At 51.9% G+C, this 16,768-nt stretch carries 20 protein-coding genes and 1 pseudogene; 12 read left to right on the top strand and 9 right to left on the bottom strand.

Going from position 1 to position 16,768, the window contains the following annotated elements; all coding sequences use genetic code 11:
* The first annotated feature begins 130 nt into the window (after positions 1 to 130).
* Entirely contained in the window at positions 131 to 790 is a 660-nt protein-coding gene (locus HMPREF1051_RS05520; protein WP_003765509.1) for a cytochrome b/b6 domain-containing protein, read from the top strand.
* 75 nt (positions 791 to 865) lie between these two features.
* On the opposite strand, the gene aspA is transcribed toward HMPREF1051_RS05520, so the two are convergent.
* From aspA to ybaK, 4 genes are all read right to left on the bottom strand, one after another.
* Positions 866 to 2,263 (bottom strand): aspartate ammonia-lyase, encoded by a 1,398-nt coding sequence (gene aspA, locus HMPREF1051_RS05515; RefSeq protein WP_003765511.1) that lies wholly within the window; start codon positions 2,261 to 2,263, stop codon positions 866 to 868.
* 178 nt (positions 2,264 to 2,441) lie between these two features.
* Positions 2,442 to 3,317, bottom strand: a complete 876-nt coding sequence (locus HMPREF1051_RS05510) for a DMT family transporter (protein ID WP_003765469.1) — start codon at positions 3,315 to 3,317, stop codon at positions 2,442 to 2,444.
* A gap of 160 nt (positions 3,318 to 3,477) precedes the next feature.
* Positions 3,478 to 4,089, bottom strand: a complete 612-nt coding sequence (locus tag HMPREF1051_RS05505) for a DnaJ domain-containing protein (RefSeq protein ID WP_003765505.1) — start codon at positions 4,087 to 4,089, stop codon at positions 3,478 to 3,480.
* A gap of 174 nt (positions 4,090 to 4,263) precedes the next feature.
* A complete protein-coding gene (ybaK, locus tag HMPREF1051_RS05500; RefSeq protein ID WP_003765517.1) occupies positions 4,264 to 4,746 on the bottom strand; it encodes a Cys-tRNA(Pro) deacylase in 483 nt (160 codons plus the stop codon).
* A gap of 237 nt (positions 4,747 to 4,983) precedes the next feature.
* Between ybaK and HMPREF1051_RS05495 the strand changes: the two genes are divergently transcribed.
* Both HMPREF1051_RS05495 and recA read left to right on the top strand, forming a co-directional pair.
* Positions 4,984 to 5,334, top strand: coding sequence for a RidA family protein (locus HMPREF1051_RS05495; protein ID WP_003765530.1), 351 nt, complete (start codon positions 4,984 to 4,986; stop codon positions 5,332 to 5,334).
* Between the two features lie 262 nt (positions 5,335 to 5,596).
* On the top strand, positions 5,597 to 6,643 hold the full coding sequence (gene recA, locus HMPREF1051_RS05490) for a recombinase RecA (protein WP_003758619.1): 1,047 nt from the start codon (positions 5,597 to 5,599) through the stop codon (positions 6,641 to 6,643).
* A gap of 83 nt (positions 6,644 to 6,726) precedes the next feature.
* Here the strand turns inward: recA and grxD are convergent, their stop codons facing one another.
* Positions 6,727 to 7,038 (bottom strand): Grx4 family monothiol glutaredoxin, encoded by a 312-nt coding sequence (gene grxD / locus HMPREF1051_RS05485; RefSeq protein ID WP_003758621.1) that lies wholly within the window; start codon positions 7,036 to 7,038, stop codon positions 6,727 to 6,729.
* A 291-nt stretch (positions 7,039 to 7,329) separates the two neighbouring features.
* Between grxD and HMPREF1051_RS05480 the strand changes: the two genes are divergently transcribed.
* The 3 genes from HMPREF1051_RS05480 to HMPREF1051_RS05470 are packed head-to-tail and all read left to right on the top strand — an operon-like array spanning position 7,330 to position 9,853.
* Positions 7,330 to 7,602 carry an ACT domain-containing protein gene (locus HMPREF1051_RS05480; RefSeq protein ID WP_003765481.1) on the top strand — a complete coding sequence of 91 codons (273 nt, stop codon included), beginning with the start codon at positions 7,330 to 7,332 and terminating at the stop codon, positions 7,600 to 7,602.
* A 19-nt stretch (positions 7,603 to 7,621) separates the two neighbouring features.
* Positions 7,622 to 8,440: an NYN domain-containing protein gene (locus tag HMPREF1051_RS05475; RefSeq protein WP_003765467.1), complete on the top strand. Its 819-nt coding sequence runs from the start codon at positions 7,622 to 7,624 to the stop codon at positions 8,438 to 8,440.
* 54 nt (positions 8,441 to 8,494) lie between these two features.
* Positions 8,495 to 9,853, top strand: coding sequence for a PFL family protein (locus HMPREF1051_RS05470; RefSeq protein ID WP_003765496.1), 1,359 nt, complete (start codon positions 8,495 to 8,497; stop codon positions 9,851 to 9,853).
* 90 nt (positions 9,854 to 9,943) lie between these two features.
* Here the strand turns inward: HMPREF1051_RS05470 and era are convergent, their stop codons facing one another.
* The 3 genes and pseudogenes from era to HMPREF1051_RS14285 form a co-directional block, all read right to left on the bottom strand.
* Positions 9,944 to 10,870 (bottom strand): GTPase Era, encoded by a 927-nt coding sequence (gene era, locus HMPREF1051_RS05465; RefSeq protein ID WP_003765450.1) that lies wholly within the window; start codon positions 10,868 to 10,870, stop codon positions 9,944 to 9,946.
* Between the two features lie 67 nt (positions 10,871 to 10,937).
* Positions 10,938 to 11,657, bottom strand: coding sequence for a ribonuclease III (rnc, locus tag HMPREF1051_RS05460; protein ID WP_003758637.1), 720 nt, complete (start codon positions 11,655 to 11,657; stop codon positions 10,938 to 10,940).
* 166 nt (positions 11,658 to 11,823) lie between these two features.
* Positions 11,824 to 11,961 (bottom strand): annotated as a pseudogene (locus HMPREF1051_RS14285) (IS5/IS1182 family transposase); the annotation flags it as partial.
* A gap of 72 nt (positions 11,962 to 12,033) precedes the next feature.
* On the opposite strand from HMPREF1051_RS14285, the gene HMPREF1051_RS05455 reads away from it, so the two are divergent.
* The gene (locus HMPREF1051_RS05455) at positions 12,034 to 12,357 is read left to right on the top strand and encodes a DUF2185 domain-containing protein (protein ID WP_003765484.1); all 324 of its coding nucleotides are present in this window, start codon (positions 12,034 to 12,036) and stop codon (positions 12,355 to 12,357) included.
* A gap of 76 nt (positions 12,358 to 12,433) precedes the next feature.
* Complete coding sequence (gene ribH, locus HMPREF1051_RS05450; RefSeq protein ID WP_003765527.1) at positions 12,434 to 12,913, top strand: 6,7-dimethyl-8-ribityllumazine synthase; 480 nt, start codon at positions 12,434 to 12,436, stop codon at positions 12,911 to 12,913.
* Positions 12,914 to 12,930: 17 nt separating this feature from the next.
* Here the strand turns inward: ribH and HMPREF1051_RS15455 are convergent, their stop codons facing one another.
* Positions 12,931 to 13,059: a hypothetical protein gene (locus HMPREF1051_RS15455; RefSeq protein ID WP_269208437.1), complete on the bottom strand. Its 129-nt coding sequence runs from the start codon at positions 13,057 to 13,059 to the stop codon at positions 12,931 to 12,933.
* Here HMPREF1051_RS15455 and nusB point away from each other — a divergent pair.
* From nusB to HMPREF1051_RS05430, 4 genes are all read left to right on the top strand, one after another.
* Positions 13,058 to 13,489, top strand: coding sequence for a transcription antitermination factor NusB (gene nusB, locus HMPREF1051_RS05445; protein WP_003758641.1), 432 nt, complete (start codon positions 13,058 to 13,060; stop codon positions 13,487 to 13,489). The two genes, HMPREF1051_RS15455 and nusB, sit on opposite strands and share 2 nt — an antisense overlap.
* Positions 13,490 to 13,495: 6 nt before the next feature.
* On the top strand, positions 13,496 to 13,846 hold the full coding sequence (locus HMPREF1051_RS05440; RefSeq protein WP_003765519.1) for a hypothetical protein: 351 nt from the start codon (positions 13,496 to 13,498) through the stop codon (positions 13,844 to 13,846).
* 492 nt (positions 13,847 to 14,338) lie between these two features.
* A complete protein-coding gene (locus HMPREF1051_RS05435; protein ID WP_003758652.1) occupies positions 14,339 to 16,420 on the top strand; it encodes a carbon starvation CstA family protein in 2,082 nt (693 codons plus the stop codon).
* Positions 16,410 to 16,604 (top strand): YbdD/YjiX family protein, encoded by a 195-nt coding sequence (locus HMPREF1051_RS05430; RefSeq protein ID WP_003744600.1) that lies wholly within the window; start codon positions 16,410 to 16,412, stop codon positions 16,602 to 16,604. The genes HMPREF1051_RS05435 and HMPREF1051_RS05430 overlap by 11 nt, the downstream gene beginning before the upstream one ends.
* The last annotated feature ends 164 nt before the right edge of the window (positions 16,605 to 16,768 follow it).

The following is a 16,768-nucleotide window of genomic DNA, read 5'->3' as shown; positions in this document are numbered from 1 at the left end:
CAGTACAGATAGTACGGCAAGGCGAGGCAACGCCGTACTGGTTTAAAGTTAATCCACTATATCGACTGTTGTTTTCACGATTCTACCGCCCCGTATAGGAACACTACAACCGCACAACAAGGAATATTTAATGAAACAAAAAGTCAAAGTCTGGGATTTGCCAACGCGCCTGTTTCACTGGCTCTTGGTCTTGTCGGTCGGATTTATGTGGTACAGCGCGCAGGCAGGCGGCGGGATGCTGGTTTGGCACTTGCGCTGCGGGCTGCTGGTGGCGGGGCTGATTATCTTCCGCCTGTGTTGGGGCTTGTGGGGCAGCGATACGGCGCGGTTTTCGCAATTCGTGCGCGGTCCGTCGTCCATCCGCCGCTACCTGCAAGGCAGCCTGACGGAAAATGAGCAGCCCGGACACAACCCTTTGGGCGCGCTGATGGTCATTGCGCTGATTGCGGCGGTTTTGCTGCAAGCGACGACGGGCTTGTTTGCCGCCGATGAAAACACGTTTACCGACAGCGGCTATCTGAACCATCTGGTCAGCTCGAACACGGGCAGCCTGATGCGCAAAATCCACGTCAATTTCTTCAACCTACTGGCGGCATTGGCAGGGCTACACATCGTTACGGTCTTGGCGTATAAGTTTTTGAAGAAAAAAGATTTGATCCGCCCGATGATCAGCGGCTACAAGTATATCGAGGGGCAAACCGTTGCCTTGAAATTTGCTTCCGCTGCCAAACTGATTGCTGCCTTAGTAGTCACGGCTGCGGCGGTGGCTGCGATTTTGATGTTGAAATAACAATTTAAACAAATAGAAAAAGGTCGTCTGAAACGGCAATTCCGTTTTCAGACGACCTTTTCTTTATGCCCTATCTTACAAATGCGGGTTCATCAGGTTTTCGGGCGACAGGATGCGGTCGAGTTCCGCTTCGCTCAACAGGCCGCGTTCGAGTACGACTTCGCGCACGCCTTTGCCGGTTTGGGCGCAGATTTTGCCGACCAAATCGCCGTTGCCGTGTCCGATATACGGGTTCAGGTAAGTGACCAAGCCGATGGAGTTGAACACATAACGTTCGCAGATTTCTCGGTTGACGGTAATGCCTTTGACGCATTTTTCGGCGAGGTTTACCGCAGCGTTGCCCAAGAGGGAGATGGTTTCAAACATACATTGTGCGATGACCGGCTCCATCACGTTTAATTGCAACTGCCCCGCTTCGGCGGCGAAGGTGATGGTGGTGTCGTTGCCGATGACTTTGAAGCAGACTTGGTTGACCACTTCGGGAATCACGGGGTTGACTTTGGCGGGCATAATCGACGAGCCTGCCTGCATTTCCGGCAGGTTAATCTCTTTCAAACCGGCGCGCGGACCGGATGACAAAAGGCGCAGGTCGTTACAGATTTTCGATAATTTCACCGCCGTTCGCTTCAATGCGCCGTGTACCATCACATACGCGCCGCAGTCGGAAGTCGCTTCAATCAGGTTTTCAGTCAGTTTGCAATCCAAGCCGCTGACTTCGGACAATTTTTTCACCGCCAAAGCCGCGTAGCCTTTCGGCGTGTTCACACCCGTGCCGATGGCGGTTGCGCCCAAGTTGACTTCCAACAACAAGGCGCGCGTGCGGTCCAGATTCAAAATCTCTTCTTCCAGCAACACTTGGAAAGATTGAAACTCCTGCCCCGCCGTCATCGGTACGGCATCTTGAAGCTGGGTGCGCCCCATTTTCAAAACATCTTTAAATTCATCGGCTTTGGCGGCAAACGCGTCTTTCAGCAACGCCAGTTTTTCCAGCAGTTCGCCGATACTGTAATACACCGCCAGCCTGAAGCCGGTCGGATACGCGTCGTTGGTGGACTGGCTGGCGTTCACATGGTCCATCGGATTGACGATGTCGTAGCGGCCTTTTTCGTAGCCCAATATTTCCAAAGCAAGGTTGGCGATGACTTCGTTGGTGTTCATGTTGACCGAAGTTCCCGCGCCGCCCTGATACACGTCGGACGGGAATTGGTCGAGGCAGCGGCCTTTGAGCAACACTTCGTCGCAAGCCTTTTCAATGGCGGCAGCGATTTCGGGTTTCACCGCACCCAGTTCGCCGTTTGCCTGCGCGGTCGCTTTTTTCACCATCACCATGCTGCGGACAAACTGCGGCACGTCGGAAATTTTTTGATTGGAAATTTTAAAGTTTTCCACCGCGCGCAAAGTATGGATGCCCCAATACGCCTCAGCGGGGATTTCGCGGTCGCCCAGCAAATCGTGTTCGATACGGACAGTCATTTCTCTTACCTTCTCATTCGTTGGTTTATCAAGTAATGTGCATATGCAGGCGGAACATTAGACCGTTTTGCATGGGTTGTCTAGCTGCAAATGCACCGTTGTTATCAAAGTAGGAAAAACACTCCCACCCGAAAGACAAAAGGTCGTCTGAAACCTTTTCAGACGACCTTTTACATGCTTACATACCGACCAGTCCCCGTAGCTGCGGCCAGTAAAACAAACAGGCGATGGCGCAGACGGCGACGCTGATGCCTGCGGCGTTGATGCTGCTGATTTTCTCTTTAAACGCCATCGCGCCGACCAGCGTACCCAAGACGATGACGCCGATGTTCATCCCTGCGAAGACCAGCGTCGGGTTTTCTTTCATCATTTGGTGGGCGGTGATGTAGGTAACGATGTTGGCAAAGTTCAAACCGCCCAAAACGATGCCACCGATAATGCCTTCTTTCGTCCATTTGGTCGATTGGGAGAAAAGGTAGCCGAACATCAAAATACCGGCGAGGCTGAAGGCGACCAAGAGGTTGCCTGAAAACGCCGTACCACTTTTGGCAAGCTGTTTGAAGAGGATGTCGATGATGCCGTAGCCCGCCCAAACGCCCGCAAGCAGCGTGATTTGCGTACCCAATCCGCCCGATTTCTTGCCGCCGTCGGCTTTCCACAACAGGCAGAACAGAGCCACAAACGCCAAAACGATGCCTATCAGCCTGCCTTCGGTCAACGCTTCGCCAAAAATCACGAACGCGGAAATAATCGGCAATATCAAAGACAAACGCTGCGCCGCATCGGACTTGACGATACCCGCCGCATCGACCGCCTTGCCCATAATCACAAACACCGAAGGCAGCAGCACGCCCAGTGCGCCAAACAGCCACCAAGTCGGCAAAAAGGCTTTCGGGTTGCTCAAATCGGGTTTCAACACCCAAGCCGTCAACGCCACTGCGACGATGTAGTTTACCGCCACCGCCTGCGCGACGTCGATTTTGTTCTTACGCGCCAATTTGAGCAATACCGACACAGACACGCTGCACAGTATGCTTGCCAATAAATAAATCATGTTTTTCCTTTGATTGAATGTGTCGGATGCGTGGACAAATTTTCAGACAACCTTCTTGGTGTCCTGTTTTGATATTTAGTTTTCCGCAAACGACCCATACAAAAATTTCAGACGACCCCGGGATGCGAAGGTCGTCTGAAAACAAGGCGGGCGGTTGCGCTTAGAACCAAGTATCCAAAGACATACGCTTGTTGTCCGTCAGTCTGACGAAACCTGCCGCCAGACGGTAAGCAAACCAAACCGATACCAAAAACAGCAGCACGGAGTCGATGCCGATAAACGCGGTAATTTTACTCAAAACAAACCCCGCCAGACCGCCCCAGAAGGTTTTAATCAGATAGTCTGCATGGTTATTATAAACCGAGTCGCCCATATCGCCACGTTTTACATACGCCAAAACGATGCCGGCAACAGGCATTACCAAGGTCGCAAATGCCAAGGCAAACAAGGCATACATCGCCATCACATAAGTCCGGTCGCCGTCTTGGCGCGGCGCTTCCGCCGTATGTTCGCTACCGGTCTGCTGGCTGGCGGTCTGCCCGCTTCTACCGCTGAATTCACGGAGCGACTCGTCGTACCATGCCCGACGTTCGGGATCGACCAGCGTATCGTAAGCCTGACGGATTTCCTTAAAACGCTCTTCCGCTTCGGGATTGCCGGGATTACGATCGGGATGGTATTTCATTGCCGAATCGCGATAGGCTTTTCTGATTTCTGCAATGTCCGCATCCGCCGAAATGCCGAGAATTTCATAAAAATTACGGTTTTCCATATTAGGGTGTGCCTCTTTGGTTTGTGTTTGCCAAAGCCCGATACCGTGAAATCACGCCAACAGGCTGTTTGACAGAATGAAAACAGATATAAAATCAGGCATTGTGTTCTTTTTATAAAACCTTCAAATTTGCCCGAATCTGCGTTTCCCGACTTAAAACCGTTTTGCATCCCTTTAGACGGCGACCTGTACATCCTGCGGATTCAAAGCCCGCAAAGCCTGCGGACTGACACCGATGATAAATCCGCGCTTGCCGCCGTTGATATAAACTTTCTCCAAATCCCAAATACTTTTTTCAACATAAACCGGCAACCGGGTTTTCATACCGAAAGGCGTCGTCCCGCCCACCAGATAGCCCGTCCATTTGTTTGCCTGTTTCGGATCGGCAGGCTCGATGTGTTTCATGCCCAAATCGCGTGCCAGATTGCGGGTCGAAATCTGCTTGTCGCCGTGCATCACGACGACCAGCCCTTTCTTCGCTTCGTTTTGCAGCACGATGGTTTTGACTACCTGATGCTCGTCCACGCCGAACAACTGTGCAAACTGCCCTGTCCCGCCGTGTTCCTCATAAACATAAATATAAGGCTCAAAATCAATTTGATGTGTACGCAAGAAACGGACGGCAGGAGTAACCGGATAATCGGTATTTTTGCTCATGATGCAGTTCCAATAATATTCAGACGACCTAAAATTAATATGACAATGACGCGTAAAAATAGTTTCCGCATCTTTTCAAAAACAACAAAACCGCCCGCCTGCTGTGGCAGACAATCAAGCTGAATGTTACCATAAGCCCCTGCCCAATATCCGCCGTCCTGTTCCGACAAAATCGGAAAGCCGAAATCCGACAACAGGACAGAATGCCCCGTACGCCCCAACCTCAAGGAATATCAAATGAATATCCGATACCTCGGTACCACCGAACGCTACTCCGAAGCCGTCTGCGCCGGAGGATTCGTCTTCCTCTCAGGCATGGTTCCCGAAAATCCCGAAGCCGATGCCAAAGCCCAGACCGAAAACGTTTTGGCGCAAATCGACCGCTGGCTTGAAGAATGCGGCTCCGACAAAGCACACATCCTCGAAGCCACCATCTTCCTGACCGATATGAACGACTACGCCGCCATGAACGAAGCCTGGGATGCCTGGACAGCCACCGGCCGCACCCCTGCCCGCGCCTGCATCGAAGCCAAACTCGCCAAACCGGAATGGGCGGTCGAAATCAAAGTATCTGCCGTGTGCAAGTGATTGGATTGGACAAGGGGTCGTCTGAAAACTGTCGCTGATTTTCAGACGACCTCTGCGACAAATAAAATCTGCAACAACGATACGCTCAAAAACCAGAAAACATTTAATTTTATTAGAAACAAATAGTTATTTAAAATCTTCCGAGTAAACCCGCCTACACTTCAAAATAAAATCGAAATAAACTATACTTTTTCTTAATTTATGAGATAATAGCTAAACAAATTCTTAGCTAAATTCATCAACATCAAACGAGAACAACACTATGTCAGACGAAAAAAGCAAAGCCCTAGCCGCCGCCCTTGCCCAAATTGAAAAAAACTTCGGCAAAGGTTCCATCATGAAAATGGACGGCAGCCAGCAAGAAGAAAACCTTGACGTCATCTCCACCGGTTCGCTCGGTGTGGACTTGGCGCTCGGCGTCGGCGGTCTGCCGCGCGGTCGCGTTGTCGAAATCTTCGGCCCTGAATCCTCCGGTAAAACCACGCTCTGTCTCGAAGCCATCGCCCAATGCCAAAAAAACGGCGGTATCTGCGCCTTTATCGACGCCGAACACGCCTTCGACCCCGTTTACGCCCGCAAACTCGGCGTTAAAGTAGAAGAACTCTACCTCTCCCAACCCGACACCGGCGAGCAGGCTCTGGAAATCTGCGACACGCTGGTACGTTCCGGCGGCGTGGACATGGTCGTTGTCGACTCCGTAGCCGCCCTCGTGCCCAAAGCCGAAATCGAAGGCGAAATGGGCGACAGCCACGTCGGCCTGCAAGCCCGTCTGATGAGCCAAGCCCTGCGCAAACTGACCGGCCACATCAAACGCACCAACACACTGGTCGTCTTCATCAACCAAATCCGCATGAAAATCGGCGTGATGTTCGGCAGCCCCGAAACCACCACCGGCGGTAACGCCCTCAAATTCTACGCCTCCGTCCGCCTTGACATCCGCCGAACCGGACAAATCAAAAAAGGCGACGACGTCATCGGCAACGAAACCAAAGTCAAAGTCATCAAAAACAAAGTCGCCCCTCCGTTCCGCCAAGCCGAATTCGATATCCTGTACGGCGAAGGCGTAAGCTGGGAAGGCGAACTGATCGACCTCGGTGTCAAATACGACATCGTTGAAAAATCAGGCGCATGGTACAGCTACAACGGCGCCAAAATCGGACAAGGCAAAGACAACGTCCGCGTATGGTTGAAAGAAAACCCGGAAATCGCTAACGAAATCGACGCCAAAATCCGCGCTGCCGTGGGCATCAACATCGATATCACCGAAGGCAAACTGGACGACACCGACGGCGAACGTCCCGAGGAATAAACCCCTCTTGAGTCTTGGTTAAAATGAAAAGAGGTCGTCTGAAATATTTCAGACGACCTCTTCATGATTCCGTATCAGACAAATCAAGCTTTCAGCAATTCTTGCAGCTCACCTGCTTCGTACATTTCCATCAAAATATCGGAACCGCCGACAAACTCTCCGTTTACGTAGAGTTGCGGGATGGTCGGCCAATCGCTGTATTCTTTGATACCTTGGCGGACAGCATCGTTTTCCAAAACATTCACGGTAACGTAATCAGTGCAGCCTGCGGCGCTGAGGATTTGTACGGCGCGTGAAGAGAAGCCGCATTGCGGAAACTGCTTCGTACCCTTCATAAACAAAACAACGCGGTGTGTGGTAACAACTTCTTTGATTTGGTCGTGGATAGATGTCATGGTTTAATCCTTATTTACATGAATCGGTTAATCGGAATTTGCGCCATTATACGCAAATTGACGTGTTTGGGTACGCCTGTTTGCATGGATATTTGAACAAATTAATATCGGTTTACCCAAAATCCCCCAATCGCAAACCTGCCGATCATCCTCAGCCCATCCTATTCAATACGCAGCCGCCCCAACCGACAGAACCTGAAAATTGTCAACAATCCAAGCCATCTTATTTTAAAGCGGTGCTATAATTCCCGAACCAGATTTTTCAGACGACCCCTGCAAGGACCCTGACTTATGAACAATTCAGTCATCACTGTCATCGGCAAAGACCGCGTCGGCATCGTGTACGACGTTTCCAGAATTTTGGCGGAAAACCAAATCAACATCCTCAATATCAGCCAGCAGCTGATGGACGATTTCTTCACCATGATTATCTTGGTGGATACCTCGAAATGCCCCAAATCGCGGCAGGAAATGCTGGATTTGTTTGCGGAAGAGAGCAAAAAACTCGCGCTCGACATCCGCATGCAAAACGAAGAAATCTTCCAAGCCATGCATCGCATTTGATTTTAGGAACTCTAAAATTATGTCAAAAAATAAAATTAGTTTTAATGTAGCTGAAGAGAAATCTGCACGGCTGGCTGTTTTAATTGATGCTGATAATGCGTCAGCGCAAACCATTGATGCGATTTTAGAAGAAACAACTAAATTCGGTGAAGCAATGGTAAAACGCATCTATGGTAACTTTGTTGGTGACAACGGTAAATGGAAAGCTGTCATTAATGAGCATGCTATCAAACCTATGCAGCAATTCGCCTACACCACAGGTAAAAATGCCACTGACGGTTTTATGATTATTGATGCGATGGATTTACTCTATACCGGCCGTTTTGATGGTTTTTGTTTGGTATCTAGTGATAGTGACTTTACTGCACTGGCTATCCGGTTGAAGGAACAAGGTGTAACAGTTTACGGTTTCGGCAAAAAGCAAACGCCTGAAGCTTTCCGTAATGCGTGCAGCCAATTTATCTATGTAGAAAACTTGATGCCTGAACCCGCACAAAAAGAAACAGTAACCGATAAACCACAGAAACCAGCAGAGAAACAGATTCAAACAGCCTCTCCCGAAAATGCTCAAGCTCAACCGAAAATTGCCGAACAATTTGAGCACAAACTACCGTTGGAAACTATACATAAAATTTTCGAACATGCGGATAGTGAATGGATGGCTATGACTGCATTCGGTGCCACTTGGAAACGCTTGCAGGTAGATTTTGACCCACGTAATTACGGTTGTAAGAAATTTACCGATTTAGTAAAAAAATATTCTGATGTGTTTGATTACGAGATGCGAAAAACTGCTGAAGGCACGCAAGAGCATATGTATGTCAAGCTTAAAGTCTAATCGAAGGTCGTCTAAAAATATTTTTCAGACGACCTGCAAGAAAGGCCGAGTCCCATGAACAATTTCCACAGTAATGAGATACTTGAAACCGTCAAAATGGTTGCCGACCAGCATTTCGACGTCCGCACTATTACCATAGGCATTGATTTGCACGACTGTATCAGCACCGACATCGATGTGTTGAACCAAAACATTTACAACAAAATCACCACCGTCGGCAAAGATTTGGTCGCTACGGCGAAACACCTTTCCGCCAAATACGGCGTGCCGATTGTGAATCAGCGTATTTCCGTCACGCCGATTGCCCAAATCGCGGCGGCAACCAAAGCCGATTCTTACGTCAGCGTGGCGCAGACTTTGGACAAGGCAGCCAAAGCCATCGGCGTGTCTTTTATCGGCGGCTTTTCCGCGCTGGTGCAAAAAGGCATGTCGCCTTCAGACGAGGTGTTAATCCGCTCCATTCCCGAAGCGATGAAGACCACCGACATCGTGTGCAGCTCCATCAATATCGGCAGCACGCGCGCCGGTATCAATATGGATGCGGTCAGACTGGCGGGCGAAACCATCAAACGCACGGCTGAAATCACGCCCGAAGGTTTCGGCTGCGCCAAAATCGTCGTGTTCTGCAACGCAGTAGAAGACAACCCGTTTATGGCGGGCGCGTTTCATGGCTCTGGAGAGGCGGACGCCGTCATCAACGTCGGCATATCGGGGCCGGGCGTGGTCAAAGCCGCGCTGGAAAATTCGGACGCGGTCAGCCTGACCGAAGTCGCCGAAGTTGTGAAGAAAACCGCCTTCAAAATCACCCGCGTGGGCGAACTCATCGGCCGCGAAGCCTCGAAAATACTGGGCATCCCGTTCGGCATTCTCGATTTATCGCTGGCACCGACCCCCGCCGTCGGCGACTCGGTGGCACGCATCCTTGAAGAAATGGGTTTAAGCGTTTGCGGTACGCACGGCACGACGGCTGCCTTGGCATTGTTGAACGATGCCGTGAAAAAAGGCGGCATGATGGCTTCCAGCGCGGTCGGCGGCCTGAGCGGCGCGTTTATCCCCGTTTCCGAAGACGAAGGCATGATTGCCGCCGCCGAAGCAGGCGTGCTGACGCTGGACAAACTTGAAGCGATGACCGCCGTCTGCTCGGTCGGGCTGGACATGATTGCTGTTCCCGGCGATACGCCCGCGCACACGATTTCCGGCATTATCGCCGACGAAGCCGCCATCGGCATGATCAACAGCAAAACCACCGCCGTGCGCATCATTCCGGTAACGGGCAAAACCGTCGGCGACAGCGTCGAGTTTGGCGGCCTGCTGGGCTACGCGCCCGTGATGCCGGTTAAAGAAGGTTCGTGCGAAGTGTTCGTCAACCGCGGCGGCAGGATTCCCGCGCCGGTGCAGTCGATGAAGAACTGATTGCTTAACCATAAAAAAGGTCGTCTGAAAACTTGCAATGCTTGTTTTCAGACGACCTTTTGTTTATTTGAGACTGTATTTTCAGACGACCTATAAACCCAATTCCCTGAGGAAGCGCACGTCGTCCGCCCAGCCTGATTTGACCTTGACCCAAACCTTTAAAAACACTTTAGTATCAAACAGTTTTTCCATATCGAGGCGGGCTTCGGTAGAGATTTTTTTCAGCTTCTCCCCGCCTTTGCCAATTAAGATGGCTTTTTGGCTGTCTTTATCGACCAATACGGCGATGTAGATTCGGTAGAGGCCGTTTTCCTCTTCTTCGAATTGTTCGATTTCCACATTCATGGCGTAGGGCAGCTCTTCGCCGAGGTAGCGGAACAGTTTTTCGCGCACGATTTCGGTGGCGAGGAAACGGCTGGAACGGTCGGTCACCATTTCTTCCGGATACATCGGCACGCTTTGGGGCAGGTAAGGTCTGAGGCGCGCGAGCAGGTTGGCGATGCCCAATCCGTGTTTGGCGCTGACGGTTTCATGCCCTGCAAATTTGAATTCTGCGCTGATTTGGTCGATAAATTCCTGCAAACCGCTGCTGCCCGCTTTGTTTTTGTCGATTTTGTTGATGACGAGGATGACGGGCGTGTTTGTCGGCAGTTGTTTCATCACGATGCGGTCGGCATCGGTAAAGCGCATGGCTTCGACGACGAAAACGACGGCATCGACGCCGCTCAACGCTTCGGTGACGTTTTGATTGAGGCGGTCGTTCAGGGCGTTGCGGTGTTTGGTTTGGAAGCCGGGGGTATCGACGAAAACGAATTGGGCGGTGTCGTCGGTGTAAATGCCGGTAACGCGGTTGCGCGTGGTTTGGGCTTTTTTGCTGGTGATGCTGATTTTTTGTCCGATAAGGTGGTTCATCAGCGTGGATTTGCCGACGTTGGGGCGGCCGACGATGGCGACGAAGCCGCAGCGGTAGTCGGTGGGATGGCTGGATTCGTTTTGCAGGAAGGTTTCGATGTCCATGATGGCTTTCTGTTTGAAGTTTCAGACGACTTTTTTGTATCCATAGGTCGTCTGAAAAATAAATCGGCTATTTTTTTGCTTTTTTCAAAGGATGGTGTTGCTCGAGCCATTGCAGCGCTTCTTTGGCAGCTTGCTGCTCGGCAACTTTGCGGCTGCTGCCTTGTGCTTTGCAGATGAAACCCAGTTCGCCCAAGTCGCATGAAATCAGGAACATACTGTCATTGGCATGACCGATTTGTTCTTCGATACGGTATTTGGGTAGGGCAAGGCGGCGGGCTTGGAGGGCTTCTTGCAGGGCGGTTTTGTTGTCTTTGCCCTGCGTCTTGAAATCGGCGCGTTTGACGCGTTCGGCGAACAAGTGCCGCACCACTTTCTCCGCCTCGGCGAAATCCGCATCAAAGCTGACGGCGGCAAACATCGCTTCCATAGCATCGGCAAGGATGGAGGGTCGTCTGAATCCGCCGCTTTTCAACTCGCCCGCGCCCAAATAAAGCCCGTCACCGACATTCATTTCCAAAGCGATTTCCGCCAACACGCCTTCATTGACCAAGCTCGCGCGCAAACGCGACAACTCGCCTTCGGTCAGCTTGGGGAACGCGTCAAACAACATTTTGGCGACGGTGTAGTTCAAAATCGAATCGCCGACAAACTCAAAACGCTCGTTGTTTTTCGCATGGTAGCTGCGGTGGGTCAGCGCCTGCTGCAAAAGCGCGGTATCTTTGAAATGGTAACCCAGTTTATTCTGAATGGCGGCATGCGCCTGCTGTTTTAACACATCTGTTTTCATGAGGACGTTTGTCTTTCTTCTTGCTTCGGCGTATCGGGTGGGAGGCGGCAAAAATTCAGCCTCCCAAACCAACCCGAATGCGTTTCGGCACTTCATGCAAATACGGAAACACTTTAGGGCTGCAACAGTCGTCTGAAACACAGTTCAGCGCGTTTCAGACGACCAGCATTGTACCATCAAACCATAAGCGGCAAATATATAGTGGATTAACTTTAAACCAGTACGGCGTTACCTCGCCTTGCCGTACTATCTGTACTGTCTGCGGCTTCGTCGCCTTGTCCTGATTTAAAGTTAATCCACTATAAAGATACACGGTGCAGAGGCTGCCCTAATCATGATAAAATCCGCACAATTTTTACGGCATGCACACACCGCAATGAATAAATTTGCCCAAGCCCTCTCAGCTGCCCTCGACCGCTGCATCGTGACCAATACGGTAGCCAAACAAGGCGAACCCGTCGGCTTCCTCTACCGCGAAGCCCCCGTTTTCGAAAACGACAGCGGCTGGCGTTTCTTCAGCGGCGACGAAACCGACGAATACACCGACGATCCCGACAATTTCAGCGTCGTCAGCCTTTCCGAAATCACCCAGTCCAATCCCGCCATCGCCGCGCTGATAACCCAACCCGAAGGCAGCGCATGGGAAATCGGCGAAGACGGCGAGTTTCAAGCCGTTGCCGACTGGCAGCCGCAGGAATAAATCCCCCAATATCGTTTTCAGAAAAGCCAAACGTCGTCTGAAAACCCGTTTACCGCTCAAAATACAAGGAAACACCATGAACATCATCGCCCCGAACCTGGACGGCGCACACCTGCGCATCGGCATCGTACAAGCCCGCTTTACCAACGAAATCGGCAGCGAAATGCTCAAAGTCTGCTGCCGCACCCTGCAAGAATTGGGCGTAGCCGACAACAACATCACCGTCGCCACCGTACCCGGCGCGCTCGAAGTGCCGCTCGTCCTGCAAAACATGGCAGCCTCCGAGCAATACGACGCGCTGATTGCCATCGGCGTCGTCATCCGCGGCGAAACCTACCACTTCGAACTCGTTTCCAACGAATCCGGTTCAGGCGTAACCCGTGTCGGACTCGACTACAACATCCCCATCGCCAACGCCATCCTGACCACCGAAAACGACGAACAAGCCGTCGCGCGCATTGAAGAAAAAGCCGCCGACGCCGCCAAAGTCGCCGTCGAGTGCGCCAACCTCGTCAACCGTCTGATCGAAGAGCAGTTTGACGACGAAGAAGAATAAGCCCGAACGCGAAACCCTTAGCTTTGCCGCATTCCGGTTTCGCCCCGCCTGTCGGACAAACCGTTTTCAGACGACCCGTCATCCGACAGAGGTCGTCTGAAACATTCATTACCGCACCACCGTGCCGCCAACGAAGGAATCCCCATGAAAACCCCACGCCGCCGCGCCCGCGAGTTAGCCGTACAAGCCCTCTACCAAGCCGGCATCAACAACACCGCCGCCCCCGAAATCGCTAAAAACATCCAAGACCAGCCCGACTTCGCCAAAGCGGACGAAGAGCTGTTCAACAAACTCTTCTTCGGCACGCACACCCATGCCGCCGAATACATCCAGCAAATCCGCCCCCTGCTCGACCGCGACGAAAAAGACCTCAGCCCCATCGAACGCGCCGTCCTGCTGATGGCATGCCACGAATTGAGCGCGATGCCCGAAACCCCCTACCCCGTCATCATCAACGAAGCCATCGAAGTGACCAAAACCTTCGGCGGCACCGACGGACACAAATTCGTCAACGGCATCCTCGACAAACTCGCCGCCCAACTGCGCCCGAACGACCCGAAACGCGGCAACGCGTAATTTAATATGAAAACTTCCCTCCAACTTCTAACCGCCGCCGCTCTGATGTTGTCGACACAGGCATTTGCCAAAACCCCGCCTCCCGGCGTTTACATGACCATGGATTCGCAGCTTGTCGGTATCCTGGCAAATGGCAGCTATTGCATGGTTGTGCAAAACGAGGTCAAAAACGGCCGCTGGCAAAAAACACCAAACAGCCTAAAGCTGGACGACAACAAAACGGTCATCTCCGATGAGGGCAGCGACGGCTACGCCCTCAACGGCGAACCGGTCATGCTCATGAACGGCGGCAACACTGCCGGCATGTGTGCCACCATCAAAGAACACGCCGACAGAAAACGGCATACCCAACCGTAAACCGGAAGCAACTCTTTCACCGCTTTCGCTCCCCCATGCAAAAAGGTCGTCTGAAAACCCAAATTCGGTTTTCAGACGACCTTTCTCTTTTGTCAGGATATTGTATAAAGAATTTGTCAAAAAATAAGCGGTAATATAGTGGATTAAATTTAAATCAGGACAAGGCGACGAAGCCGCAGACAGTACAGATAGTACGGCAAGGCGAGGCAACGCCGTACTGGTTTAAAGTTAATCCACTATATCGTAATGAATGACGATTGCTTGAGTTAAATCTAGCCCGCACGTTATCGGATTGTGTTAACCTTACGCTAGACTTGATGATAGTTAACATTCTAGGGTTTTGGTTCCCTTGTTTATTAATTATCTCAAGCCAGGGTTCCCGCACCATCATCGCTTCATTTTTTTCTTCCATAAATGCTTCGGGATGCAGTTTGTCCCCCCGCAACAATAAGAACCCGAACATTCTCACTCTTGTATTTTAAGGATTAAACAATGAAATCGCTCAAAACGTTCCTTATTTGGGGCATTGTGGTTTTGGTCGGCGTAGCGTCCTTTACCACTTTGGCCATCAGTCGGGGCGAGCAGGTCAGCGCGGTATGGATGGTCACCGCCGCCGTATCGGTGTACTGCATCGCCTACCGTTTTTACAGTCTCTACATCGCCAAATATGTGATGCAGCTTGATCCGAACCGCCTCACGCCCGCCGAGCGGCACAATGACGGTTTGGACTATGTGCCGACACACAAAGGCGTATTGTTCGGACACCACTTTGCCGCGATTGCGGGCGCAGGCCCCTTGGTCGGTCCCGTGCTGGCTGCGCAAATGGGTTATCTGCCGGGTACGCTGTGGATTATCTTCGGCGTAGTGTTTGCCGGCGCGGTACAAGACATGATGGTCTTGTTCGTCTCCATGCGCCGCGACGGTAAGTCTTTGGGCGATATCGTAAAACAAGAACTCGGCACCGTCCCCGGCGTGATCGCGTCCATCGGTATTTTGATGATTATGGTCATCATCATGGCGGTGTTGGCGCTGATTGTGGTGAAAGCACTGGTTCACAGCCCTTGGGGTACGTTTACGATTGCCGCCACCATGCCGATTGCGCTGTTTATGGGTATTTACACCCGCTATATCCGTCCGGGCAAAATCGGCGAGATTTCCATCGTCGGCTTTATCCTGCTGATGCTGGCGGTCATTTACGGCGACAATGTGGCGCACAGCTCCATCGGTCATTGGTTTGACCTTGACGGCATCCAACTCACTTGGGCGATTATGATTTACGGTTTCGTGGCTTCGGTATTGCCGGTATGGCTGCTGCTGACTCCGCGCGACTATCTCTCTACCTTCCTGAAAATCGGTACGATTGTCGCCCTCGCCATCGGCATCCTCATCGTCAGCCCTGCGCTGCAAATGCCTGCCGTGACCCACTTTATCGACGGCTCCGGTCCGGTATTCTCAGGCGCATTGTTCCCGTTCCTCTTCATTACCATCGCCTGTGGTGCGGTTTCGGGCTTCCATGCGCTGATTTCTTCCGGTACCACGCCGAAAATGCTGGAAAACGAAACCCACGTCCGCATGATCGGTTACGGCGGTATGATTATGGAAAGCTTCGTGGCGATTATGGCCTTGGCTGCCGCGTCATCGCTTGATCCCGGCGTGTATTTCGCCATGAACAGTCCTGCCGCCCTAATCGGTACAGATGCCAATACCGCCGCCGAAGTGATTACAACCAAGCTGCAATTCCCTGTCGATGCCGCAACCCTGTTGCACACCGCTAAGGAAGTGGGCGAAAACACCATTCTGTCCCGTGCGGGCGGTGCGCCAACCCTCGCAGTCGGTATGGCACACATCATGAGCCGCCTGATTCCGGGCGAAGCCATGATGGCATTCTGGTATCACTTTGCCCTGTTGTTTGAAGCCTTGTTCATCCTGACCGCCGTCGATGCCGGTACGCGCGTCGCACGTTTCATGATTCAAGACTTGGGCAGTATCTTCTACAAACCTTTCGGCAACACCGACTCCATCCCTGCCAACCTGATTGCGACCTTCTTTGCCGTGGCATTGTGGGGCTACTTCCTCTACACCGGCGTGACCGACCCGTTGGGCGGCATCAACTCGCTCTGGCCTTTGTTCGGCATCGCCAACCAAATGCTGGCAGGCGTAGCCTTGATTATGTGTGCCGTTGTGCTGATTAAGATGAAACGCGACCGTTATGTCTGGGTGGCACTCGTTCCTGCCGTCGGCGTACTGTTTGTAACCTGCTACGCCGGTCTGCAAAAACTGTTCCACAGCGACCCGCGCGTCAGCTTCCTCGCCCATGCCGGCAAATACAGCGACGCATTGGCTAAAAACGAAGTCCTCGCACCCGCTAAAGACATCGGCGAAATGGCGCAAATCATCTTCAACGACAAAATCAATGCCGGCTTGACCGCATTGTTCCTCTCCGTCGTCGTCATCGTTGCCATCTACGGCGTACGTACCGCCATGAAAGCACGCAAAGTCGGCTGGCCGACCGCCAAAGAAATTCCGGCAGTGTACCGCGACGGCAAACAACCGGAGGCACAAGGTGAAGCGTAAACTCGCCGCTTGGTGGAAAACCGCCAAACTTACCGCCAACCTCATGGCAGGTGTGCCCGATTATGAAAACTACGTTGCCCAACAGCGCAAACATAATCCCAACGCCCCCGTCATGACCGAGCTGCAATTTCAAGACTACTGCCGCAAACGCCGCTGCGGCGCAAACGGCGGAAGATGTTGTTAATCGCTTAAAAGGTTGAAAAAAGGTCGTCTGAAAGTTTTCAGACGACCTTTTTATATTACAATATTGGCATTTTTAAAATCGGCATAGGCAAATACCGTCAGTTGATCCAATTTCCGCCAAAGCGCAACCCGGCAGCGTCGCAGTTTGAGTCCAACTGGAAAACT

Origin of the sequence: Neisseria sicca VK64, from assembly GCF_000260655.1 — a bacterium.
Taxonomy (GTDB): domain Bacteria; phylum Pseudomonadota; class Gammaproteobacteria; order Burkholderiales; family Neisseriaceae; genus Neisseria; species Neisseria sicca_B.
This window is presented reverse-complemented; position numbering and strand designations above follow the sequence as displayed.